Consider the following 22,662-nt stretch of genomic DNA (forward strand, 5'->3'; position numbering starts at 1 on the left):
CAGGGCGATGCCCGACCTTGACGCTGCAACTCAGTCGAAGTGCTTGGCGTCTTTCAGCAGCGGCGCCTTCAGGTCTTTCTCCGCCAGCAAGGGAGCCAGCCCCAGGTCCGGCCATTCGATGCCGATCGCCGGGTCATCCCAGCGCACCGAACCCTCGGCTTGCGGGGCGTAGGTGTCGGTGGTCTTGTAGAGAAAGTCGGCGCTCTCACTCAGCACCAGAAACCCATGGGCGAAGCCTGGCGGGATCCAGAGCTGGCGATGGTTGTCGGCGCTCAGTTCGACGCCTGCCCAGCGACCGAAGTGGGGACTGGAACGCCGCAAATCCACGGCTACATCGAAGACCGCGCCCGACACACAGCGCACCAGCTTGCCCTGGGCATGCGGTGGCAGCTGGTAGTGCAGGCCGCGCAGCACGCCGCGCGCCGAGCGCGAGTGGTTGTCTTGGACGAAGCGCACGGGCTGCCCCACCGCTTCGTCAAAGACCTTCTCACTCCAGCTTTCGGTAAAAAAACCTCGGGCATCACCGAAGACTCGCGGTTCGATGATCAGGAGGTCGGGCAGGGAGGTGGCGGAGACCTTCATCAGAACGCCTTTTCAGACAGCAGCTTCTGCAAGTACTGGCCATAACCGTTCTTGGCAAGGGGTTGCGCCAACGCCGCCAGCTGTTCAGCCGAGATCCAGCCCGAGCGGAAGGCAATCTCTTCCGGGCACGAGACTTTCAGGCCTTGGCGTCGTTCCAGCGTGGCAATGAACTGGCCGGCTTCCAGCAGGCTGTCGTGGGTGCCGGTGTCCAGCCAGGCATAGCCGCGGCCCATCATTTCCACCTGAAGCTGGTTCTGGCGCAGGTACTGGGCATTGACGTCGGTGATTTCGAGTTCGCCACGAGGGCTGGGCTTGATTGCAGCGGCGATGTCACAAACTTGCTCGTCATAGAAATACAAGCCGGTCACTGCGTAATTGCTTTTCGGCAACTTGGGTTTTTCTTCGATCGACAAGGCCTTTTGCTGCCCGTCGAACTCCACCACGCCGTAACGCTCCGGGTCGGTCACGTGGTAGGCAAAGACGGTGGCGCCGGTATCCGTGCTGTCAGCATGAACCAAGAGGCTTTGGAAGTCGTTGCCATAGAAGATGTTGTCGCCGAGCACCAGGGCGCTGGGCGCGCCGTCGATGAAGTCGCGGCCAAGGATGAATGCCTGGGCCAGGCCGTCCGGGCTGGGCTGTACGCAGTAGCTGATGTTCAGGCCCCAGCGAGCACCATCGCCGAGCAAGGCCTCGAAGCGCGGAATGTCCTGCGGCGTGCTGATCAACAGGATGTCGCGGATGCCCGCCAGCATCAAGGTGCTCAGCGGGTAGTACACCATGGGCTTGTCGTAGACCGGCAGCAGTTGCTTGCTCATGGCCAGGGTGGCGGGGTGCAGGCGGGTGCCGGAGCCTCCGGCGAGGATGATGCCTTTGCGGGTCTTGCTCATTGCGACTCCTTGGGCCTGTGCGCCGTGGGCGGCCCGGCCACTCAGGGTTTAGAGGATCTCGGCCAGCATGCGCTCGACGCCCTGCTGCCAGTGGGGCAGGCGAAGACCGAAGGCTTGCTGGAGTTTGTCTGTTGCCAGGCGCGAATTCAAGGGGCGGCGCGCCGGTGTGGGGTATGCCTCGGTCGGAATGGCCTGCACCTGGTCGGGCGCGACCCGCAGTGCTGTGCCGCGAGCGCGCGCGAACTCGATCACATGGCAGGCATAGGCGTACCAGCTGGTCGCTCCGGCGGCGACCGCGTGGTAGGTGCCGGCCAAGCTTGGATCGCGCAAGGTCGCTCGGGCCATGTGGGCGCACAAGTCGGCCAGGAGGTCGGCCCCGGTGGGCGCGCCGATCTGATCAGAGATCACGCTCAGCTGCTCACGTTCGGCGGCCAGGCGCAACATGGTCTTGGCAAAGTTGGCGCCCCGTGCCGCATAGACCCAGCTGGTGCGCAGGATCAGGTGCTGGCAGCCGCTGGCGCGAATCGCCTCTTCACCGGCCAACTTGCTGGCGCCATAGACGCTCAGCGGTGCCGTTGCAGCCGCTTCGTCACGGGCCTGATCGCCGCTGCCATCGAAGACGTAATCGGTGCTGTAGTGCACGAGCAGGGCGCCGAGGCGTGCGGCTTCATCGGCCAGCAGCCCGGGCGCTGTGGCATTGATCTGCTGCGCAGTGCTGCTGTCGCTTTCGGCCTTGTCCACAGCCGTGTAGGCGGCCGCATTGACGATCAGCTGTGGTGCGATGCGCCGCACGGTGGCGCTCAGAGCTGCGCTGTCCGTCAGGTCGCCGCCGTCATGGCGGTCCAGCGCAATCAGCTCGCCCAAGGGGCTGAGCGCGCGCTGCAGCTCCCAGCCGACCTGGCCGTTTTTGCCCAGCAGGAGGATGCGTGTCAATTCAGGCTCCGTACTGCTGCGAGACCCAGTCTCGATAGGCGCCGCTTTGCACCCGCGCGATCCAATCCGGGTGGTCGAGATACCACTGCACCGTCTTGCGAATGCCGCTGGCAAAGGTCTCGGCCGGACGCCAGCCCAGTTCACGCTCGATCTTGCGAGCGTCAATGGCATAACGCCGATCGTGGCCGGGGCGGTCCTTGACGTAGGTGATCAGGCGGCTGTAAGGGCCAGCCGGATCTGGGCGCAGCTCGTCCAGCAGGGTGCAGACGGTCTTGACGATGTCGATGTTCGCCATCTCGTTCCAACCGCCGATGTTGTAGGTCTCACCCAGTCGGCCGCTGGCCAGCACGGCGCGAATGGCCGCAGCATGGTCGGTGACATAGAGCCAGTCGCGGATCTGCTGACCGTCGCCGTAAACCGGCAGCGGCTTGCCGGCCAGGGCGTTGACGATCATCAGCGGGATCAGCTTCTCGGGGAAGTGATAGGGGCCGTAGTTGTTGCTGCAGTTGGTGGTCAGCACCGGCAGGCCGTAGGTGTGGTGCCAGGCACGCACCAAATGATCGCTGGCGGCCTTGCTGGCCGAGTAGGGGCTGTTGGGTTCGTAGGTCTTGGTCTCGGCGAAGGCCGGGTCCTGGGGCGCGAGCGAACCGTAGACCTCATCGGTCGAGACATGGTGAAAGCGGAACGCCGCTTTGGCTGCGTCATCGAGGCCGGACCAGTACTGGCGGCTGGCCTCCAGCAAGGTGTAGGTGCCCTCGATATTGGTGCGCATGAAGGCGCCTGGCCCGCTGATCGAACGGTCGACATGGCTTTCGGCCGCGAAATGAACCAAGGCGCGCGGCTGGTGTTCGCTCAGCAGCCGATCGACCAAGGCGCGGTCGCAGATATCACCTTGCATAAAGACATGGCGCCCGTCACCCTGCAGGCTGGCCAGGTTTTCCAAATTGCCGGCATAGCTCAGCAGATCGAGATTGATGACGGCCTCGTCGCACTGGGCCAGCCAGTCGAGTACAAAGTTGCTGCCGATGAAACCGGCACCGCCGGTGACGAGGATGGCCATGGTTTGCTCCTTCTACTGCGGGCGATCAGCCTTCAGAGACGCCAGACGCGCAATCCGGCAGCTTCCAAGGACGCTTGGTCGAAGGAGGCCTTGACGTCGATGAAGGCGCCGCCGGGAATCAGCTTGGCCGTCAGGTCGGCCACACTCAGTTGCTTGTAGCTCTTGTGCGCCACGGCCGCGACGATGGCATCGGCACGTGGCAACTCGGCCCAGCTGACCGGGCGCACGCCGTACTCATGCACAGCCTCTTCCACATCGGCATCCGGGTCGGTGACGATCACCTCTACGCCGTAGCTTTGCAGCTCGCGGATGATGTCGATGACCTTGGAGTTGCGCAGGTCGGCGCAGTCTTCCTTGAAGGTCAGGCCCAGCACATTGACGCGGGCGCCCTTGATGGCGCTGCCGCTGGCGATCATCTGCTTGATGGTTTGTTCGGCAATGAACTTGCCCATGCCGTCATTGATGCGCCGGCCGGCCAGGATGACCTGCGGGTGGTAGCCCAGCATATCGGCCTTGTGGGTCAGGTAGTAGGGGTCCACGCCGATGCAGTGACCGCCGACCAGGCCTGGCTTGAACTTCAGGAAGTTCCACTTGGTGCCCGCGGCTTCCAACACCTCGGAGGTGTCAATGCCGATCTTGTCGAAGATGATGGACAGCTCGTTCATCAGTGCGATGTTCAGGTCGCGCTGGGTGTTCTCGATCACCTTGGCCGCCTCGGCCACCTTGATGCTGGCGGCGCGGTGAACGCCCGGCTTGATGATGCGCTCATAGACCTTGGCGACGGTGTCCAGGGTGGCGGGGGTGTCGCCGGAGACGATCTTCAGGATCTTGGTCAGCGTGTGCTCTTTGTCGCCCGGGTTGATGCGTTCGGGGCTGTAGCCGACAAAGAAGTCCTGCTTCCACTTCAAACCAGACTCGCGCTCGAGTACCGGGATGCAGACCTCTTCGGTGGCGCCCGGGTAGACCGTGCTCTCGTACACGACGATGGCGCCTTTCTTCATGTGGCGGCCGACGCTGGTGCTGGAACCGATCAGGGGCTTGAAGTCGGGGATGTGGGCCTCGTCCACCGGTGTGGGCACGGCGACGATGATGACGTCGGCCTCGGCCAGGCAGGCCGGGTCATGGCTGTACTCGGCGTGCACGGCCAGGGCCATATCGGCGTCATCCAACTCACGCGAGGGGTCGGTGCCGGCCTGGCATTTGGCGACCTTGTCTTTGGCGATGTCAAAACCGATGGTGCGGCTGTGCTTGCCGAATTCCACGACCAGGGGCAAGCCCACATAACCCAATCCGACGACGGCAATGATGCTCATGATGAATGCTTGGAAAGAAGGATGAAATATTGCAAAGCTTCGCGCCGTCAGTCACTGACGGCCGTAGGTGTCTTCAAAGCGGACGATGTCATCCTCGCCCAAATAGGCGCCGGACTGTACTTCAATGATTTCCAATGGCACCCGACCGGGGTTGGCCAGACGGTGCGTCTGGCCCAGCGGGATGTAGGTGCTCTGGTTCTCGCTCAGCAGCAAGACCTTGTCGCCATTGGTGATTTCCGCCGTGCCTGAGACCACGATCCAGTGCTCGGCGCGGTGGTGGTGCATCTGCAGGCTCAGCGAAGCGCCGGGCTTGACCATGATGCGTTTGACCTGGAAGCGCTCGCCGGAGTCGATGCTGTCGTACCAGCCCCAGGGGCGGTGCACTTTGCGGTGCAGGGTTTGCTCACCGCGCTTCTCGGCATCCAGGCGGGCCACGATCTTCTTCACTTCCTGGCTGCGCGCACGGTCGCTGACCAGAACCGCGTCCGGCGTTTCCACCACCACGATATCGCTCAAGCCGACCACGCTGACCAAGCGGCTGGTGGCGTGGACCAGGGTGTTGTGGCTGTCGCTGATGATGGCGTCACCCTGCCAGGCATTGCCTTGGGCGTCCTTGTCGGCCACCTGCCAGACTGCCTCCCAAGCGCCCAGGTCGTTCCAGCCGGCGTCCAGGGCCAGCATGCGCAAAGGGATGTCGCTGCCGGGGCAGCGCTCCATCACCGCATAGTCCACCGACTCGCTGGGCACGGCGGCGAATTCGTTTTTGCCTGGGCGCACGAACTTGGCGTCGCTCTTGCGCGCCTCCCAGGCGGTCTGTGTGGCCGCGGCGATATCGGGCCGGAAACGACCCAAGGCTTGCAGCCAGACACTGGCGCGCAAGACGAACATGCCGCTGTTCCAGTAGAAATTCCCGTCGGCCAGATAGCGCTCGGCGGTGGCCGCATCGGGTTTCTCCACAAACTGGGCCACCGCCAAGCCGGTGGCATCGGCCTCGGCCCGGATGTAGCCGTAGCCAGTTTCAGCGCGGTCGGGGGTGATGCCAAGGATGACGATGGCGCCATCGGCTGCCTGGCGAACGGCGTCCTGCAGGGAGCGGGTGAAGGCCTGTGCCACGGTCACGGTCTGGTCGGCCGGGGTCACCACCAGCACCGGATCCTGGCCATTCTGCAAGGCCTGCAGGGCCGCCAGTGTTAGGGCCGGTGCGGTGTTGCGGCCCATGGGCTCAAGCAGCACGGCTCCGGGTTCTTGCTCGGTTTCCCGCAGTTGGTCCAGGATCAGGAAGCGGTGCTCTTCATTGCCGACGATCAGGGGGGCTTGCATCTCCAGGTCGGCCGCGGCCAGCGCGCCCAAACGGGCCGCCGCCTGCTGGAACAAGCTGGTGTTGCCGGCCAGCACCAGGAACTGCTTGGGGTAACCAGCCCGCGACAGTGGCCAGAGCCGGGTGCCGCTGCCGCCGGCCATGATGACGGGTTGAACGGGTATGCGTGTCATAGTCAGTGCAGTTCTCAGGTCGGCTGAAAGCCGTTGGGGTTCAGGTGCTGCCAATGCCAGCTGTCCGCGCACATGCGGGCCAGGTCATGGCGAGCCTGCCAGCCCAGACGTTCGCGCGCCAGAGTCGGATCTGCATAGCAGGCGGCCACGTCGCCCGCGCGGCGCGGCACGATGTCATAGGGTACCGGTCGGCCGCTGGCTGCTTCGTAGGCCTTCACCAAGTCCAGCACGCTATATCCCTGGCCGGTGCCTAGGTTGACGGTGATGGACTCGCTGCCGGCCAGAAGGAAGCGCAGAGCAGCCACATGACCATCGGCCAGGTCCAGGACATGGATGTAATCGCGCACCCCGGTGCCGTCCGGCGTGTTGTAGTCATTGCCGAACACCTGCAGGCGGGGCCGGCGGCCGATCGCGACCTGGGCCACATAAGGCATCAGATTGTTCGGCGTGCCGCGAGGGTCTTCTCCGATCAAGCCGCTTTCGTGGGCGCCGACCGGGTTGAAATAGCGCAGGCAGGCGGTCTGCCAGCTCGCGTCGGCGGCGCTCAGGTCGCGCAGAATCGTCTCACCCATCAGCTTGGTTGCGCCGTAGGGGTTGACGGCCGAAAGAGCGGCATCTTCGCGCAGGGGCAAATGCTTGGGCACGCCATAGACCGTGGCGCTGCTGCTGAAGACGATGCGCGAGCAGCCATGGGCCCGCATCTGCTCGCAGGTGTTGACCAGTCCGCCCAGGTTGTTGCGGTAATAGGCCAGGGGCTGCTGGGTCGACTCGCCCACCGCCTTGAAGGCCGCAAAGTGGACCACTGCCTGCGGCCGGTGACGCGCGAACACCGCGGCCATGGCCGCGGGGTCGCAAACATCGGCCTGCTCGAACACCGGCGTCTGGCCGCTGAGCGTGGCCAGGCGTTTCAAGACCTCGGGCGAGCTGTTGCTGAAGTTGTCGACGCCCACGACCCGGTAGCCGGCCGCTTGCAGGGCCAACCAGGTGTGAGAGGCGATATAGCCGGCGGCGCCGGTCAGGAGAATGGTGTTAGCCATGGGCATGGAGTTCAATTCAGGATGATCTGGCCGTAGCAGCCGTAGCTGTCGGCATCGAAGACATACACGGCGATGCTGCTGTCGCGGGAGGCCTTGCTGTATTGGCAGCCCAGCTGAATGCCTCGCGAGTAGGCCCAACGTACGCCTAGATTGAAACTCTTGTCGCGGTCGTAGCTGTCGTTTTGCTGGTTCAGGAACTCGTCGCGGCGGTCGGTCTTGCTGGTGCTGAAACCGGCGTTCAGGGCAAGCTTTGCGCTGAGCTCGTAACTCGCCGAAAACTGCATACCGGTGTTGATGCGGTTCTGATCCGAGCTGAGGCTGTTGCCGCCGACATTGAAAAAAGAGGTCTCCAGTCCAGTATCGCGACTGAATGTACTGCTCAGGTTCCAGCGTGCCGTGGGCTGCCAGAGCCAGCTCACGCGCCCGGTGATCCCCGAGAAGCTGAGGCCTTGGCCCAATTTGAGCTTGGACCGCCCGCTGCTGATGCGGCCTTCTACGGTGCTGGCTCCGCTCAGGACGACGCGGCTGGTCAGGTCCAGGTCCTTGCGTTCGAAAATGCTGGCGGTGTAGCTGCCCGTGATGGGGCTGACGAGGTTGTAGCGTGGGTATTCATCACGTGTCAGCCGACCGGCCAGGCCGACCGAGAGGTCGCTGCTGGGGCGGTAGTACAGGCCCAGGGAGGCGCGCTTTTGATCGAACTCCAGGCGTGCGTACTCCTGCGCGGTGAAGCGCCGGCTGCGCAGTCCACCCTGTGCTTCCATCGAAATCTTGGTGGCCAGACCCAGGCGGGCGACGAAATCCAACTGCTTGTTGTCCTCGACGTTCTTCTTGAAGATGGGCTGGACGCCGTTGCCGATGTTGTAGTTGGCCAGCGAGCGGCTGTTGTTGACGCTGAGGCTGCCGGACAGCCGCTCCACGGTGTCCCAGTCGAGCCCGGCTTTCAAGGTGTAGCCGCGATTGTTCAGGCCACTGTTGCTCTGATAGCGGTTGGCTTGCAGGGAGGCGTCCGCGAACAGTCGCTGGCGGCCGAAGCGCTGGTCCAAGCCGGCCAGCAGGCTGGCGGTGCTCACCGTGTCGTTGTTGGCGCTGCTGTTCTGCCGGTAGATGTTTGAGACATGGCTGAGGTTCAGTGCGGCGCCGATGTAGTAGGGGTTGGCCTCAGCGTGTGCCGGCGCGCTGAAAGCGCCGGCCAGCAAGGCGGAACTGAACAGGGCGATCTGAGCGAGGGGGGCGGGAGCACGTGGCCTGAGCGGAAGCATGAGAAAGAATCCTTGGGTGGTCGCCACCGCCGCTGTCTCGAATTGAGGGCGAGCGCCGGTGCGGCGGGGTTTCTGCGTAGCGTCCGGGCGCCTCAATAGGCGTGGCGGTCGAACAGCATCAGGCGGGCCGTGCGCAGAATGATCTGCAGGTCCAGGGCCAGCGACCAGTTGCGCAGATATTCCAGATCGTATTCGACCCGCGCTTTCATCTTGTCGATCGTGTCGGTTTCACCACGCAGGCCATTGACCTGGGCCCAGCCGGTGATGCCCGGTTTGACCTTGTGGCGGACCATATAGGCCTTGATCAGCTGCCGATACTCCTCGTTGTGGGCCACGGCATGGGGCCGCGGGCCGACGATGCTCATCTGCCCTTGCAGCACATTGACGAACTGCGGCAGCTCGTCGAGCGAGGTCCGGCGAATGAAGGCACCGAATTTGGTGATGCGCGGGTCGCCCTTGGTGGCCTGCTTGACCACCGCGCCGTTGTCCATGACGCGCATGGAACGGAACTTGTAGACCAGGATCTCTTCTCCGTCGAGGCCATTGCGACGCTGCTTGAAGATGACCGGTCCGGGCGAGCTCAGCTTCACGCCCACGGCCACGGCGAGCAGGATGGGCGAGATCAGGACGAGGATCAGGCAGGCCAGCACGATGTCGCTGACCCGCTTGATCAGTTCATTGGTGCCGGTGAAGGGGGTCTCGCAAATGCCCACCACGGGCACGCCGTTCATGTCCTGTAAGCGGCCCTGAATGATGCTGATACCGAAGACATCCGGCACAAAGAAAAGGCTGGCCGTCGTGCCCTGGATCTGTTCCAGCAACTGCACGATGCGCGGCTGCGAGCCCAGGGGCAGGGTGATGTAGACCTCGCGCACGCCGTGCTGGCGCACATAGTCGCTGAGCTCGCTGAGCATGCCCAGCAGCTTGCTGTTGGCCTCGGGATGCAGGCGCTCGTCCTGGCGGTCATCGAAGAAGCCGAGGAAATCAATGCCCTTGTCCGGCCCTTCGCGCAGCGCACGAGCAACTTTGGCGCCCAGCGGGCCGCCGCCCACGATGACGGCCGCACGACGTGTCGCACGAACGCGCTGGCGGCGCAACAGGGCGCCGCACTTGATCGCCAGAATCTGCAGCAAGGGGGTCAGGACCACCCACCACAGCAGCACCGAGTCGTCGAAATAGCCCATGCTGTTGGTCGCATAGCCGCACAGTCCGAGGATGAAAAGCAGGGCGAGCCAAGAGCCGACCACGTCAATGGCGGCGCTGATGGTGGTGTCGGCGAAGCGGTTGCGTCCGGGAAATGTCAGGGCGAAGACGAGCAGGCACAGGGTCAGGTCCGAGCGCACCACCGGTTCATGGAAGTAGAAGTTCACCGCCAGATAGCAGAGCACCACCAAGCCAGGCTCTAGAAATGCGGCGATGAAGGACTCGATGGACTGGGGCGCGCTGTAAAACGTTCTTTTGTAACTTCTATCCTCGAACATCGTTCCTGAACTCCTTGGTGCCGGGCGGCATTGTTTTTGTTTCTTTGGTCTTGCTGACTCTCGACATGCCCGAGCGCCCCTTCCTGTGAGGGAAAAATTTTGCGGATTCTCTCTCAGTTCCGTGGGTCACCTTCTCCCCGCTTCCCCCTAGAAACCGGAGCGTCGGTCGCACTCCCTACAATCCGCGCCATGCTTCAAGAATGGACTTCCATGTTTGCACCGGCCGCGCAGGATCGCATGATCTTGTTGCTCAATCATGTCATCAGCCGCGAAGCGCTGGCGATGGCGCGTTTGCAGCCATTTGCCGGGCAATCCGTGCTGCTGCACCTGCAGAACTGGCCGACCCTCTTGCCCCAGGCCCCCGATTTGGCCTTGGGCGTCACACCGGCGGGCTTGTTCGAGCGTTTGGAGCAGGCGCCCGAGGGCGCGCTGCGCATCGACATCGACGCCAGCAATCCCGCACTGCTGGCTCTGGCGTCCTTCACCGGGCAGAAACCCCAGGTGTCGGTGCAGGGCGACGCCGCCTTTGCCGGCGCGATGAACTGGTTGATCGAGAACCTGCGTTGGGACATGGAAGACGATCTGGCCGCCTTGTTGGGGCCGGTGGCGGCACACCAGCTGGCGCGCTGGGGTCGTGCCATTGCCACGGCCTTGGGTGGCCTGGCCGCTGGTGCGCGTGGCGCAATGGCTGCGGCGGGTCGCGGCAGCGCATGAGGTACTTCGCCCGGCTGTTCGTCATCGTCTGGACGATTCTTCGCTTCGGCCTGGATGATCTGGCCCTGTCGGGCCTGCGTCGCCGACGTTTTCAGCTGCTGCGTCGCACCATCTCCTTGGGCCGCAGCTGGCAGCAGCCGCGCGGGGTGCGCCTGCGTCTCGCGCTTGAGCACCTGGGCCCCATCTTCGTCAAATTCGGCCAGGTCTTGTCCACCCGGCGTGATCTGGTGCCCGAGGACATCGTGCTGGAGCTGTCCAAGCTGCAGGACGATGTGCCGCCGTTCCCGGCCGCCGAGTCGCGCGCCTTGGTCGAGAAGGCCTTCGGCAAGTCGGTGGAACAGTTGTTCGGCAGCTTCGATGCAGAGCCTGTGGCCAGCGCATCGATCGCGCAAGTCCATTTCGCCACCTTGAAGGACGGCCGCGAGGTCGCGGTCAAGGTCTTGCGGCCGGGCATGCTGGACACCATCGACGACGATATGGCCCTGCTGCGCACCTTGGCGGGCTGGATCGAACGCCTCTCGGCCGACGGCCGGCGGCTCAAGCCGCGCGAGGTGGTGGCCGAGTTCGACACCTATCTGCACGACGAGCTGGACCTGGTTCGCGAGGCCGCCAATGCCGCGCAGCTGCGCCGCAATATGGCCGGCCTGGACCTGATCATGGTGCCCGAGATGCACTGGGATATGTGCAGCACCGAGGTCATCGTGATGGAGCGCATGAAGGGCGTGCCGATCTCGCAGCTCGACCGGCTCAAGGCAGCCGGCATCGACATCCCCAAACTGGCGCGCGACGGTGTCACCATCTTCTTCACCCAGGTCTTCCGCGATGGTTTCTTCCACGCCGACATGCACCCGGGCAATATCCAGGTCAGCCTGGATCCCGCCACTTTCGGCCGTTATGTGGCGCTCGATTTCGGCATCATCGGCACCCTGACCGAGGTCGATAAAGAGTACCTGGCGCAGAACTTCATCGCCTTCTTCCAGCGCGACTACAAGCGCGTGGCCGAGCTGCACATCGCCTCGGGCTGGGTGCCGGCTGACACCCGGGTGGATGAGCTTGAAGGCGCGGTGCGCGCCGTCTGCGAGCCGCATTTCGACCGGCCGCTCAAGGACATTTCTCTGGGCCAGGTTCTGATGCGCCTGTTCCAGACTTCGCGTCGTTTCAATGTCGAGATCCAGCCTCAGCTGGTGCTGCTGCAGAAGACCCTGCTCAATGTTGAGGGCCTGGGGCGCCAACTCGACCCAGAACTCGATCTCTGGGCCACGGCCAAGCCCTTCCTGGAGCGTTGGATGAACGAGCAGGTCGGCTGGCGCGCCCTGATCAACCAGGTCAAGAAGGAAGCGCCGCGTTATGCCCAGCTCTTCCCTGAATTGCCGCGCCTGCTCCATGACGCCCTCAAGCGCCAGGCTACAGCGCCCGATTCGCGCGCACTCGAAGCCCTTTTGCGTGAGCAGCGCCGCACCAATCGCCTCTTGCAGGCCTTGCTCTACGGCGCCGTGGGCTTCACCCTGGGCTTGCTGGTCACCCAGCTGGTTCTGCGCTGGCATTTCTTCTGAAAGTGAAGGGCCTAGGGACAGACCGATAGGAGCGGGGACGCGATTCAGTTAGGCTGCGGCGCATGCCCATGGCCCTGAGTCTGAAGCTCCGTCGCTGTCTGCTGCGCTTGATCTTGGTGGCCTGCTGGCTGCCTGCTGCGGCGCTGGCCGGCAATGGCCTGCAGAGCCTGCGCTTCGAGTTGCTGGGGGGCGAACGTTCCGGCCTGCAGGCCGTGATCTCGTCTGCCCAGCAGGATTCGCGTGGCCTGATGTGGCTGGGCAGCAGTGCCGGCCTCTATCGCTTTGACGGCCGTGGCGGACGACTGTTCGCGTCGGAGCCGGCCGACCCCGAAACCCTGAGTCACCCGAGTGTGCGCAGCCTCTTGCTGCTGCCGGGTGAGCGCCTCATGGTGGGCACCGAGCGTGGCCTGGATGAGATGGATTTGCGCAGCGAAACCCTGCGCCGCCATGGCCTGCCGGGTGAGCGCCATATGCGCGAGCGTCATGTTTTGGGCTTGCAGTCGGCGTCCCGCGGGCGAGTCTGGGTTCAGACTGGTGTGGACCTGCTGCATTTCGACCCCGCCCGGCGCGAGTTCAGTCCGGTGGCCTTGCCAGCCCTGGAACCCCTGGTGCCGGGCCGCCGTCCTGTCCTGATGGGACTGCGCAGCGACGGCCGCGACGGCGTCTGGTTGATCGCCGGGCGCGATCTGCTGCATCTCGATGCCGAGGGCCAATTGCTGCAGCGCTGGCCTTTGGCCGGATTTGGCAAGGCCGAGCCTGGCGTGCGCAGCCTCGTGATCGATGCCGAGCAGCGTGCCTGGATTGGCACCAACTCGGGCGTGCAGATGCTGGACACCCGCAGCGGCGCGCATCTTGACCTGCCGGCCCGCTGGGGCCTGCCTTCCAGCCTGGTGCACAGCCTGTTCCGCGACCAGGACGATGGCATTTGGGTGGGTACCGGAGGCGCCGGGCTTTGGCACTTGCGACCGGGCAGCACGCAGTTCGAGTCCCATGTCCACCATCCAGCCTTGCCGGACAGCGTCCAGAGCAATTCGATCTCCTCCCTGTTCCAGGACCGCAGTGGCGTGCTCTGGGTCGGCACCTGGAGTTGGGGGGTGTCTCTGGCTGATCTGCGCGGCGGCGGCTTTCGCAGCTACCGCTCGGTGGTCGGCGATGCCAGCAGCCTGTCCAGCGACAGTGTGATGGCGGTGGCCGCCGACGGGGCCGACCATGCCTGGGTGGCCAGCTATGGCGGCGGGCTCAACCGCCTGCACCTGCCCAGCGGCGAGGCCGAGCGCATCGGCCCCGAACAGCTGCCCATGCGCTACATCAAAGCTTTGTTCTTGCAGCCTGGCCGGGGACTGTGGGTGGGCGGCGACGATGGCTTGTTTTTATTGGATCTCAAGAGCCGGCAGGCGCGTCGCTTTGAGCTCGGCGAGCGCCTCGGTGGCGGCATGTCGATCAGCTCCCTGGCGCTGGACGATCAGGGTCAGCTCTGGGCGGGCAGCGCCGGCGGGGTTTACCGCTTCGCGCCCAATGGTCAGCTCAGCCGTTACCGTCGCCAGGCTGGCCAATCGGGCAGTCTCAGCAACGAGGTGATCGACTGTGTGCTGCCCGTGCGTGATGGTCGGGTCTGGCTGGGCAGCAAAGGGGGCTTACAGCTCTGGGACCCTCGCAGCCAGAGTTTCAGCCAGCCGGTGCAGCCCAGCGCCGACATGCCCCAGCCGGCCGAGCTGGCCATTTACGCCTTGCGCCAGGACGGGCAAGGGCGCATCTGGGCCGGCACGCAGCTGGGCCTGTATGAGTTGCTGCAGGTCCAGACCGGAGCCTGGCAGCTCAAGTCTTGGCGGGGCCTGGCCGGCATGCCCAAGGGCTGGGCGCACAGCCTGGAGCTGGCCGAGGACGACGCGCTTTGGTTTGCCAGCCCCGAGGGTCTGAGTCGCATCGATCCGGCGCGTCAGGCCTTGCGCCACTACCCGGCGCGTTCGGGGCAATTCCGCGGCAACTTTGCCCAGGGTGGCAGCGCGCGCGGCGAGGCCGGCCGCCTGCTCTACGGCGGTGATGGAGTGCTGGCTTTCAATCCCGCCGAGCTGCGCGACAACCCTGTGGCGCCCCCGGTGGTGCTGGCCGATATCCGCATCTTCAATCGCTCCTTGCTGGATCCGGCCCAAGCCGTTCACGTGGCCCATGACGCCGCCAGCAGTCTGGCGGCACTGGGCGTGACGGGTCCGCTCCCTTTGGCCGAGCAACTGAGCTTGACTCACCGGGAGGCCATGGTCAGTTTTGAGCTGCGTGCACAGCATTTCTACAATGCCAGTCGCCTGCAATACGCTTGGAAGCTTGAGGGTTTCGATCGCGACTGGATATTCGGTGCGCCTGGTGAAGGTCTGGCCACCTACACCAATCTGGATCCGGGCCACTACCGGCTGTGGGTACGGGCGGCCAACCCGGACGGGGTCTGGGCTGATGCACGCCAGTTGCTGGCCATTTCTGTGCAGCCGCCCTGGTGGAGCAGTTGGTGGTTCCGCACGCTGGCCCTGTCTGCCTGTGTGTTGGGACTGGCTGCTGCCTGGCAGCTGCGCCTGAATCGACTGCGCCAGGTGCAGGCTCAGCTGGAGAGCCAGGTCGAGCTGCGCACCGCTCAGGTGCGAGCGCAGCGCCAGCAAATTGCCACGGTCAGCGAGATCGGCCGCGAGCTGACGGCATCACTGGATCTGGCCGCCATTCAACAGGCCTTGTACCGCCATGTGGAATCGCTGATGCCCGCGACGGTGTTCGGCATCGGCTTTTTGCGCGCCGAGGAGCAGGCGATTGCGTTCGACTTTGTGATCGACCATGGCCATGCGATGAAGCCCTACCGGCGCAACCTCAGTGCCGCCGAGCAGCCGGCCGCCCGCTGCGTGCTCAGCGGCGAAGCGCAGTGGTTGCGTCAGTTTGCTCATGACAACCGCCTGCTCGACAGCGCCGTGCGGGCGCGCGACGCACGCATCGATGCTTCACTGGAGCTGCAAAGCGGTGCCGAGCCGACCCATGCGGCCTCGGGCCTGTATGTGCCGCTGCGCGTCAAGGGTCAGGTGATCGGTGTCATCAGCGTGCTCAGCGAGCGCGCCGATGCCTACCGCCAGACTGACCTGGATTTGCTCCAAGCTCTGGCCGCCTTTGCCGCTGTGGCACTCGACAACGCCGACGCCTACGCGCAGCTCAAACGCACCCAGAACCAGCTTTTCGAGCAGGAAAAGCTGGCCTCACTGGGTTCGCTCGTGGCCGGTGTGGCCCATGAGCTGAACACGCCGTTGGGCAACAGCCTCTTGGCGGCCAGCACCTTGCAGGACGGCACACGCGAGTTCAAGCGTTTGCTGGCCGAGGGGCAGCTGCGCCGATCCGAGCTGCAGGCCTTCTGCGACACCGCCGAGGCCAGCGCCGGCCTCTTGGTGCGCGGCCTGGCCAGCGCCGCCGGCCTGGTGTCGAGCTTCAAGCAGTTGGCAGTCGACCAGACCTCGGAACGCCGCCGCGAGTTTGAGCTGGCCCAGCTCTGTGAGGAGGTGCAGCTGAGCCTGATCAACCGCTTGCGCAAGGATGGCCATCACCTGCAAATCGAGGTTGAGCCCGGCTTGAGTCTGGACAGCTATCCCGGCCCGCTCGGCCAGGTGCTCAGCAATCTGGTGTTGAACGCCATCATCCATGGCTTCGAGGGGCGTCAGAACGGCCAGATGCGCATCGAGGCCGAGGCGGCCGGTGCCGAGCGCGTGCGCCTGCGCTTCAGCGATGACGGCCGTGGCATCGCGGCCGAGCATTTGTCGCGGGTCTTCGATCCCTTCTTCACCACCAAGCTGGGCAGTGGCGGCAGCGGCCTGGGCCTGCACCTCTGCTACACGCTCGTGCGCTCCATGCTGGGCGGCGAGATCAGCGTCAGCAGCGAGCCGGGGCAGGGCGCGGTGTTCGAGCTGCTGCTGCCGCGCGTGGCGCCGCAGGCGCCGCAGCCCGCTGAAGCCTGAACTCTCGGCGCAGCGCTCTGCTGCGCTGTTCCCCCGCATTCGAGGGTCGGCGGTGAAAACCCCGCCTGTCGGATCGACACGCATTGCAGAGATAATCCGGCCCGTTTTGTCCACCCCTAGCGACCCGCCACCATGCTCTTGACTCTGGTCTTTGCCTATCTACTGGTCACCATCGCCATCGGCCTGTGGGCTGCCCGGCGGGTCAAGAACACGGCCGACTTCGCCATTGCCGGCCGCCATCTGCCCTTGGTGATGATTGTCACCACCACCTTCGCGACCTGGTTCGGCTCGGAAACCGTGCTTGGCATCCCGGCCAAATTCGTGCAAAGCGGCTTGAACGGAGTGGTGGAAGACCCCTTCGGCGCCGGCTCCTGCCTGATCCTGGTCGGCATCTTCTTCGCCGCCAAGCTCTACAAGATGACGCTGCTGACCATCAGCGACTACTACCGCGAGCGCTATGGCCGCGTGGTCGAGGTGGTGTGCAGCTTCATCATCATCCTGTCCTACCTGGGTTGGGTCTCGGCTCAGGTGACGGCTCTGGGCCTGGTCTTCAACCTGCTTTCGGGCGGTGCCATCAGCATCCCGGTCGGCATGGTTCTGGGCACGGCTTCCATCCTGGCCTACACCTTGTTCGGCGGCATGTGGTCGGTGGCAGTGACGGACTTCGTCCAGATGATCATCCTGGTCGTCGGTCTTTCCATCATTGCCTGGTTTGCGGCCGATATGGCCGGCGGCGCCGGCAAGGTCATCGACCTGGCCACCAGCAAGGACCTGTTCAAGTTCCTGCCCGAGCCCAAGTTCCACGACATCGTGTTTTTCATCGCTGCGGCCATCACCATGATGCTGGGTTCGATTCCGCAGCAAGACGTGTTCCAGCGTGTGATGTCGGCCAAGGACGAATACGCCGCCACCCGCGGCCCGGTGATCGGTGGCATCAGCTACATCCTGTTCGCCTTCGTGCCCATGTTCCTGGTCACCAGTGCCTTGATCATCATGCCGGAGCAGGCGGCCAGCCTGATCGCCGAAGACCCACAAAAGGTCATCCCGACCCTGGTGATGGAAAAGATGCCCTTCGTGATGCAGGTGATCTTCTTTGGCGCCTTGCTCTCGGCCCTCAAGTCCACCGCCTCGGCCACCTTGCTGGCGCCCTCGGTGACCTTTGTGGAGAACATCTGGCGCCAGTTCTTCCCTCGCATCAGTGACAAGCAGGAGCTGCGCACCATGCGCATCGCCGTGCTGATTTTCAGCGCCTGCGTTTGCGCCTATGCAATTGCCTTGCAGGGCACGCCCATCTATGAAATGGTCTCGGCCGCCTACCAAGTGACCCTGGTCGGCGCCTTCGTGCCCTTGGTGTTCGGCCTTTACTGGAAGCGCGCAAGCACCCAAGGCGCCATCTTTGCCATCGTGCTGGGCGTGCTGACATGGGTGCTGTTCCAGGTGACGCCGGCCGGCGAGATTTTTCCGTCCCAGCTGGCTGGTTTCCTGGCCGGCGTGGTGGGCATGCTGATCGGCTCGCTGGGCCCCCAGGCCATCAAGAACGTGCATGCTTCGCACCACAAGCTCAGTGGCATCGAGCCGGGAGCGGCCGTCTGAGGCCCGGGTCACGCCGGCCCTTATAATTTACGGTTTTGAATCAACGGTTTAGACCATGCCGATCTACGCTTACCGCTGCGCCGAATGCGGTCACGCCAAAGACGTGCTGCAAAAGATGTCTGATGCTCCGCTGAGCACCTGCCCGCATTGCGGTGCCGAGGCCTTCCAGAAACAAGTCACGGCCGCGGGCTTCCAGCTCAAGGGTTCGGGCTGGTACGCCACCGATTTCAAGGGCAGCGGCAGCGCTGCTGCTGCCACCGGAGCGACCGGCGGTGTGGTTGCGGGCGCGCCGGCTGCCGCTTCAGCCAGCGAAAGCGGCGGCAGCTCCGGCGAGAGCGGCGGCAGCAGTGCATCGGCTCCGACCGCCTGCGGCGGTTCCTGCGCCTGCCACTGAGCTGCGCTTGAACCCTTCGTCTCAGCGCACGCCTCAGCCCAAGCCTCTCGCGCCCCCGAATAGGACCTCCGTGAAAAAGTACATCGTCACCGGCCTGCTGGTCTGGCTGCCTCTGGCCATCACCATCTGGGTGCTGCTGTGGGTGCTGGGGCTGATCAACAGCGTGTTCGCCTCCATGCTGGCGGCCTTGCTGGCGGTGGCGCCGGCCTCGCTGCACGACAGCATCGACGGCCTGCGCCATGTGCCGGGTCTGGGCTTGGTGATCCTGGTCGGCGGCATGCTGCTGACGGGCGTGTTCGTGGCCAATATCTTTGGCCAATGGTGGTTGCGCCAATGGGACCGCCTGCTGTCCAACATCCCCATCGTCAAGAGCATCTACAGCTCGGTCAAGCAGGTCTCCGACACCTTGTTCTCCAGCAGCGGCAACGCCTTCCGCGAAGCCGTGCTGGTGCAGTACCCGCACCAGGGCAGCTGGACCATCGCCTTCGTCACCGGCAAGCCGAGCGGCGAGGTGGCCGAGGCCCTGGGTGAGGAGCATGTCAGCCTTTATGTGCCGACCACACCCAACCCGACCTCGGGCTTTTTCCTGATGATGCCGCGCGCCAGTGTGCGCCCGCTGAAGATGAGTGTGGACGCAGCGCTCAAGCACATCATCTCCATGGGCGTGGTGGCGCCGGAAGGCGAGATCAGCGCTGACGAGGGCTCGGCCCGAAATCAGCCGGGTTGAGCGCCCCGGCACGCGCTCAACCCTGAGGGCTTTGGATGCAGCCCCTCAGCGCCGCTCAGCCTTGAACTGAATGCCCCCGCGGCCGTGCCCTGTTTGCTGGCGCCGCCGCCTCGAATCAAAGAAATTTTGGAGTGAATCTGCAATGAGAACCTGTTACGCCGGCCAAGTCACCGAGACCCTGCAGGGTCAGACCGTCACCCTGATGGGTTGGGCCCATCGCCGCCGCGACCATGGCGGCGTGATCTTCATCGACCTGCGCGACCGCGAAGGCCTGGTGCAAGTCGTCTGCGACCCGGACCGCCCCGAGATGTTCGCCATCGCCTCCGATGTGCGCAATGAGTTCTGCCTGAAGATCGTCGGCTTGGTGCGCCTGCGTCCGGCCGGCACCGAGAACGCCAACCTGACCAGCGGCAAGATCGAAGTGCTGTGCCACAGCCTGGAAGTGCTGAACCCCTCGGTCACGCCCCCGTTCCAGATGGACGACGAGAACCTGTCCGAGACCACGCGCCTGACCCATCGCGTGCTGGACCTGCGTCGCCCCTATATGCAGAACAATCTGATGCTGCGCTACCGCGTGGCCATGGAAGTGCGCAAGTTCCTCGACGAGCGCGGTTTTGTCGACATCGAAACCCCGATGCTGACCAAGAGCACGCCTGAAGGTGCGCGTGACTACCTGGTGCCGAGCCGCGTGCACGACGGCATGTTCTTCGCGCTGCCGCAGAGCCCTCAGCTGTTCAAGCAGCTGCTGATGGTGGCCGGTTTCGACCGCTACTACCAGATCACCAAGTGCTTCCGCGACGAAGACCTGCGCGCCGACCGCCAGCCTGAGTTCACCCAGATCGATATCGAGACCTCCTTCCTCAGCGAGGAAGAGATTCGGGCTATGTTCGAAGGCATGATCCGCCACGTCTTCCAGAAGGCGCTGAACGTGGACCTGGGCGAGTACCCGGTCATGAAGTATGCGGACGCCATGCACCTCTACGGCTCGGACAAGCCTGATCTGCGCGTCAAGCTGCAGTTCACGGAACTGACCGATGTCATGGGCGATGTCGACTTCAAGGTCTTCTCGACCCCGGCCACCACCAAGGGTGGCCGTGTCGTGGCCCTGCGCGTGCCCGGTGGCGCTTCGATCAGCCGCGGCGAAATCGACAGCTACACCGAGTTCGTCAAGATCTACGGCGCCAAGGGCCTGGCCTGGATCAAGGTCAATGAAGTGGCCAAGGGCCGCGAAGGTCTGCAGTCGCCCATCGTCAAGAACCTGCACGATCAAGCCGTGGCCGACATCTTGTCTCGCACCGGCGCGCAAGATGGCGACCTGATTTTCTTCGGCGCCGACAAGGCCAAGGTGGTCAACGACGCCATCGGTGCCCTGCGCCTGAAGGTGGGCCACAGCGAGTTCGGCAAGGCCAATGGCTTGTTCAACGATGTCTGGGCACCGCTGTGGGTGGTCGACTTCCCGATGTTCGAGCACGACGAAGAGAACGACCGCTGGGCGGCCGTGCACCACCCCTTCACCGCGCCCAAGGACGGCCATGAGGATCTGATGGTCACCGACCCGGCGGCCTGCATCGCCAAGGCCTATGACATGGTGCTGAACGGCTGGGAACTCGGTGGCGGCTCCATCCGTATCCACCGTGCCGAAGTGCAGAGCAAGGTCTTCGACGCGCTCAAGATCAGCAAGGAAGACGCACAGGTCAAGTTCGGCTTCCTGCTGGACGCGCTGCAGTACGGCGCCCCGCCGCACGGCGGCCTGGCTTTCGGTCTGGACCGCATCGTCACCATGATGACCAAGGCCGAATCGATCCGCGACGTGATCGCCTTCCCCAAGACCCAGCGCGCCCAGTGCCTGCTGACCGGTGCACCGAGCAATGTCGACGACAAGCAGCTGCGCGAGCTGCACATCCGCCTGCGCAATGCCGCGGCGGTGTCGGGCACCAGCGGCACTTGATGCGCAAAGCATTTGCATCACACCAGGGCAGCTTCGGCTGCCTTTTTTTTGGCCTGTTACCAAACGTAGGGAGTGCTACCGGATGTTCCTGTCGAAGACACGTCGAAGCCCCGCCGCGCTGTCCGTGCTGGCGCTGACTCTCACCCTGGTCGCCTGCGGCAAGCAGGGCGCCACTCTGGGCGAAGGCAGCTCGGAGATCACCGGCTCGGCCGGCGCGGCCGGCGCCCACAAAGCCAGCCGCGAGCTGATGAAGTGCGAGGCGCCGGTGGCCACCCTGGCCCTGGTCGAGAACCCCAGCGGCTACACCGTCGCCAGCAGCTACAACCTGCCCAGCTCACCCGTGCCGCTGATCCGCCTGCTGGCCCAGCAAAGCGGCTGCTTCCGCGTGGTGGACCGCGCCGCCGGCCTCAAGGCCACCATCAAGGAGCAAGAGCTCAAGGATGCCGGCATCCTGCGCCAACAGGGCAGCACGGTGCACAAGGGAAAAGGCTATGAGGCCCAGTACAGCCTGACGCCCAGCCTCAGCTTCAGCGAGCAAAACGCCGGCCGCGAAGTTGGCGGCTTGATGGCGCAGATTCCGGTGCTGAACAAATTCGTCGCCGCGGCCGAGCAGGTCAAGCTCAAGGAAGCTCAGGTGGCCCTGCTGCTGACCGACAACGAAACCACCGAGCAGATCGCCGCAGCCACCGGCTCGGTGCGCGTCACCGACCTCGGCATGGGCGGCCTGGTGGTCGGCAAGCTGGGCGGCGCCGGTGGCGCCGGTTGGGCCAATACCAACGAAGGCAAGGTGATCGCCGCGGCCTTTCTCGACGCCCACAACAAGCTGGTCGTGCAGGTGCGAGAGCTGGCGGCCAAGGACCTGCCGCCGCCGGTGGCGACCAAGTCCGGCAAGGGCTGAAGCACCGCGCATGCCCGTGTCATTTCCCTCGGCTCATGCTTCCCGCATGAGAGCGAGTTCTTGCGGCACGGCCTTACAAGATCTCGGAATCGGTGCTGGTGGTCATTCCCACGCCCGATCTGCAGGTGCTGATCGGTGCTGCAACTGCTAAAGCCCAGGCAACGTGGTTGTAGCCACCTGGCCGGTTCATGGCGCTCAAGCGGGTGCGGCGCCCGGCTTGACTGCGACTCGGTAGACCAGGGTTGATGCTGGGCCACCCATCGTCAGCGTTTTGCAAGAGCCTTGAGGACGAGCGCTATTCGTCGACCTTGAATCGCAACTCTGTCTCGGCCATGCGGCCGAATTCGTCAGCAACTTGAATCAGCAGCTTGTGGTCGCCTTTGGGTATGACCGCTCCCTCGGCCAGGATCCCCGTATCGCTGATCTTGGCGTTCTCGCGGATCTTGCTGGTCAGGTCAATCTTGAGGAAGCCGTACAGAATCTTCAGCGTGTTTGGGTTGATCTTGACTTCACCTGACGGCTCGAAGAGCAGTTCGAAGCGGATGGGGGATTTCAACGGACCGATGCCTGACTTGGGTGACAGCACCACGATGCGCGGACGAAGCGAGCGCGTCCTGGCTACGGGCAGGGGGCTCGTGTCCGCCTGAGGGCCCGCTGCAGCGACCGCAGCCTGTTCGGCCCGACTCTGTTCTGGGCTGACCAACTCAAAATCTGCTGCCCGCACCGCAGTGCCTAGCAGCAAGGGCAACAGGAGTGCGGGCCATCGGTAGGAAAGCAGGGTCATGTTTTTCATCGAAGGAGGTACGAAGACATTGATG

18 protein-coding genes are annotated in these 22,662 nt (G+C 64.3%); 8 read left to right on the forward strand and 10 right to left on the reverse strand.

Going from position 1 to position 22,662, the window contains the following annotated elements; genetic code table 11:
- Positions 1 to 30 precede the first annotated feature (30 nt).
- The 9 genes from rfbC to LNV28_RS22530 all read right to left on the reverse strand — a co-directional run bounded on the left by rfbC (position 31) and on the right by LNV28_RS22530 (position 10,043).
- Entirely contained in the window at positions 31 to 582 is a 552-nt protein-coding gene (rfbC, locus tag LNV28_RS22490) for a dTDP-4-dehydrorhamnose 3,5-epimerase (protein ID WP_263519990.1), read from the reverse strand.
- On the reverse strand, positions 582 to 1,469 hold the full coding sequence (gene rfbA, locus LNV28_RS22495) for a glucose-1-phosphate thymidylyltransferase RfbA (protein WP_263519989.1): 888 nt from the start codon (positions 1,467 to 1,469) through the stop codon (positions 582 to 584). The genes rfbC and rfbA overlap by 1 nt, the downstream gene beginning before the upstream one ends.
- A 48-nt stretch (positions 1,470 to 1,517) precedes the next feature.
- Complete coding sequence (gene rfbD / locus LNV28_RS22500) at positions 1,518 to 2,402, reverse strand: dTDP-4-dehydrorhamnose reductase (RefSeq protein ID WP_263519988.1); 885 nt, start codon at positions 2,400 to 2,402, stop codon at positions 1,518 to 1,520.
- A gap of 1 nt (position 2,403) precedes the next feature.
- A complete protein-coding gene (gene rfbB, locus LNV28_RS22505; protein WP_263519987.1) occupies positions 2,404 to 3,462 on the reverse strand; it encodes a dTDP-glucose 4,6-dehydratase in 1,059 nt (352 codons plus the stop codon).
- 32 nt (positions 3,463 to 3,494) lie between these two features.
- Positions 3,495 to 4,775 (reverse strand): nucleotide sugar dehydrogenase, encoded by a 1,281-nt coding sequence (locus LNV28_RS22510; protein ID WP_263519986.1) that lies wholly within the window; start codon positions 4,773 to 4,775, stop codon positions 3,495 to 3,497.
- A 51-nt stretch (positions 4,776 to 4,826) separates the two neighbouring features.
- On the reverse strand, positions 4,827 to 6,266 hold the full coding sequence (locus LNV28_RS22515) for a mannose-1-phosphate guanylyltransferase/mannose-6-phosphate isomerase (RefSeq protein ID WP_263519985.1): 1,440 nt from the start codon (positions 6,264 to 6,266) through the stop codon (positions 4,827 to 4,829).
- Between the two features lie 14 nt (positions 6,267 to 6,280).
- Positions 6,281 to 7,303: a UDP-glucose 4-epimerase GalE gene (gene galE / locus LNV28_RS22520; RefSeq protein ID WP_263519984.1), complete on the reverse strand. Its 1,023-nt coding sequence runs from the start codon at positions 7,301 to 7,303 to the stop codon at positions 6,281 to 6,283.
- Between the two features lie 11 nt (positions 7,304 to 7,314).
- A complete protein-coding gene (locus LNV28_RS22525; RefSeq protein WP_263519983.1) occupies positions 7,315 to 8,562 on the reverse strand; it encodes a porin family protein in 1,248 nt (415 codons plus the stop codon).
- Between the two features lie 92 nt (positions 8,563 to 8,654).
- Positions 8,655 to 10,043: an undecaprenyl-phosphate glucose phosphotransferase gene (locus LNV28_RS22530; RefSeq protein WP_263519982.1), complete on the reverse strand. Its 1,389-nt coding sequence runs from the start codon at positions 10,041 to 10,043 to the stop codon at positions 8,655 to 8,657.
- Between the two features lie 189 nt (positions 10,044 to 10,232).
- Between LNV28_RS22530 and LNV28_RS22535 the strand changes: the two genes are divergently transcribed.
- From LNV28_RS22535 to LNV28_RS22570, 8 genes are all read left to right on the forward strand, one after another.
- Complete coding sequence (locus LNV28_RS22535) at positions 10,233 to 10,757, forward strand: hypothetical protein (RefSeq protein WP_263519981.1); 525 nt, start codon at positions 10,233 to 10,235, stop codon at positions 10,755 to 10,757.
- Positions 10,754 to 12,310 carry a ubiquinone biosynthesis regulatory protein kinase UbiB gene (ubiB, locus tag LNV28_RS22540; RefSeq protein WP_263519980.1) on the forward strand — a complete coding sequence of 519 codons (1,557 nt, stop codon included), beginning with the start codon at positions 10,754 to 10,756 and terminating at the stop codon, positions 12,308 to 12,310. The genes LNV28_RS22535 and ubiB overlap by 4 nt, the downstream gene beginning before the upstream one ends.
- Before the next feature lie 68 nt (positions 12,311 to 12,378).
- Entirely contained in the window at positions 12,379 to 16,284 is a 3,906-nt protein-coding gene (locus LNV28_RS22545; RefSeq protein ID WP_263519979.1) for a two-component regulator propeller domain-containing protein, read from the forward strand.
- Between the two features lie 132 nt (positions 16,285 to 16,416).
- Positions 16,417 to 17,877: a high affinity choline transporter 1 gene (locus LNV28_RS22550; RefSeq protein WP_263519978.1), complete on the forward strand. Its 1,461-nt coding sequence runs from the start codon at positions 16,417 to 16,419 to the stop codon at positions 17,875 to 17,877.
- Between the two features lie 55 nt (positions 17,878 to 17,932).
- Positions 17,933 to 18,271 (forward strand): FmdB family zinc ribbon protein, encoded by a 339-nt coding sequence (locus LNV28_RS22555; RefSeq protein WP_263519977.1) that lies wholly within the window; start codon positions 17,933 to 17,935, stop codon positions 18,269 to 18,271.
- Between the two features lie 70 nt (positions 18,272 to 18,341).
- Positions 18,342 to 18,998 (forward strand): DUF502 domain-containing protein, encoded by a 657-nt coding sequence (locus LNV28_RS22560; RefSeq protein ID WP_263519976.1) that lies wholly within the window; start codon positions 18,342 to 18,344, stop codon positions 18,996 to 18,998.
- A 142-nt stretch (positions 18,999 to 19,140) separates the two neighbouring features.
- Positions 19,141 to 20,946 carry an aspartate--tRNA ligase gene (gene aspS, locus LNV28_RS22565; protein WP_263519975.1) on the forward strand — a complete coding sequence of 602 codons (1,806 nt, stop codon included), beginning with the start codon at positions 19,141 to 19,143 and terminating at the stop codon, positions 20,944 to 20,946.
- An 82-nt stretch (positions 20,947 to 21,028) separates the two neighbouring features.
- Complete coding sequence (locus LNV28_RS22570) at positions 21,029 to 21,844, forward strand: CsgG/HfaB family protein (RefSeq protein WP_263519974.1); 816 nt, start codon at positions 21,029 to 21,031, stop codon at positions 21,842 to 21,844.
- A 295-nt stretch (positions 21,845 to 22,139) separates the two neighbouring features.
- Here LNV28_RS22570 and LNV28_RS22575 read toward each other — a convergent pair whose 3' ends face one another.
- Positions 22,140 to 22,637, reverse strand: coding sequence for a hypothetical protein (locus LNV28_RS22575; RefSeq protein WP_263519973.1), 498 nt, complete (start codon positions 22,635 to 22,637; stop codon positions 22,140 to 22,142).
- Positions 22,638 to 22,662 lie beyond the last annotated feature (25 nt).

Source organism: Paucibacter sp. DJ2R-2, from assembly GCF_025717675.1.
GTDB lineage: Bacteria > Pseudomonadota > Gammaproteobacteria > Burkholderiales > Burkholderiaceae_C > Paucibacter_A.

Excerpts from the sequence above, each read along its gene's own strand:
- galE (WP_263519984.1), bottom strand. The coding sequence starts at position 7,303 with ATGGCTAACACCATTCTCCTGACCGGCGCCGCCGGCTATATCGCCTCT.
- LNV28_RS22525 (WP_263519983.1), bottom strand. The coding sequence starts at position 8,562 with ATGCTTCCGCTCAGGCCACGTGCTCCCGCCCCCCTCGCTCAGATCGCC.
- rfbC (WP_263519990.1), bottom strand. The coding sequence starts at position 582 with ATGAAGGTCTCCGCCACCTCCCTGCCCGACCTCCTGATCATCGAACCG.
- LNV28_RS22555 (WP_263519977.1), top strand. The coding sequence starts at position 17,933 with ATGCCGATCTACGCTTACCGCTGCGCCGAATGCGGTCACGCCAAAGAC.
- LNV28_RS22515 (WP_263519985.1), bottom strand. The coding sequence starts at position 6,266 with ATGACACGCATACCCGTTCAACCCGTCATCATGGCCGGCGGCAGCGGC.
- aspS (WP_263519975.1), top strand. The coding sequence starts at position 19,141 with ATGAGAACCTGTTACGCCGGCCAAGTCACCGAGACCCTGCAGGGTCAG.
- LNV28_RS22570 (WP_263519974.1), top strand. The coding sequence starts at position 21,029 with ATGTTCCTGTCGAAGACACGTCGAAGCCCCGCCGCGCTGTCCGTGCTG.
- rfbB (WP_263519987.1), bottom strand. The coding sequence starts at position 3,462 with ATGGCCATCCTCGTCACCGGCGGTGCCGGTTTCATCGGCAGCAACTTT.
- LNV28_RS22550 (WP_263519978.1), top strand. The coding sequence starts at position 16,417 with ATGCTCTTGACTCTGGTCTTTGCCTATCTACTGGTCACCATCGCCATC.
- rfbA (WP_263519989.1), bottom strand. The coding sequence starts at position 1,469 with ATGAGCAAGACCCGCAAAGGCATCATCCTCGCCGGAGGCTCCGGCACC.
- ubiB (WP_263519980.1), top strand. The coding sequence starts at position 10,754 with ATGAGGTACTTCGCCCGGCTGTTCGTCATCGTCTGGACGATTCTTCGC.
- LNV28_RS22535 (WP_263519981.1), top strand. The coding sequence starts at position 10,233 with ATGCTTCAAGAATGGACTTCCATGTTTGCACCGGCCGCGCAGGATCGC.
- LNV28_RS22510 (WP_263519986.1), bottom strand. The coding sequence starts at position 4,775 with ATGAGCATCATTGCCGTCGTCGGATTGGGTTATGTGGGCTTGCCCCTG.
- LNV28_RS22530 (WP_263519982.1), bottom strand. The coding sequence starts at position 10,043 with ATGTTCGAGGATAGAAGTTACAAAAGAACGTTTTACAGCGCGCCCCAG.
- LNV28_RS22545 (WP_263519979.1), top strand. The coding sequence starts at position 12,379 with ATGGCCCTGAGTCTGAAGCTCCGTCGCTGTCTGCTGCGCTTGATCTTG.
- LNV28_RS22575 (WP_263519973.1), bottom strand. The coding sequence starts at position 22,637 with ATGAAAAACATGACCCTGCTTTCCTACCGATGGCCCGCACTCCTGTTG.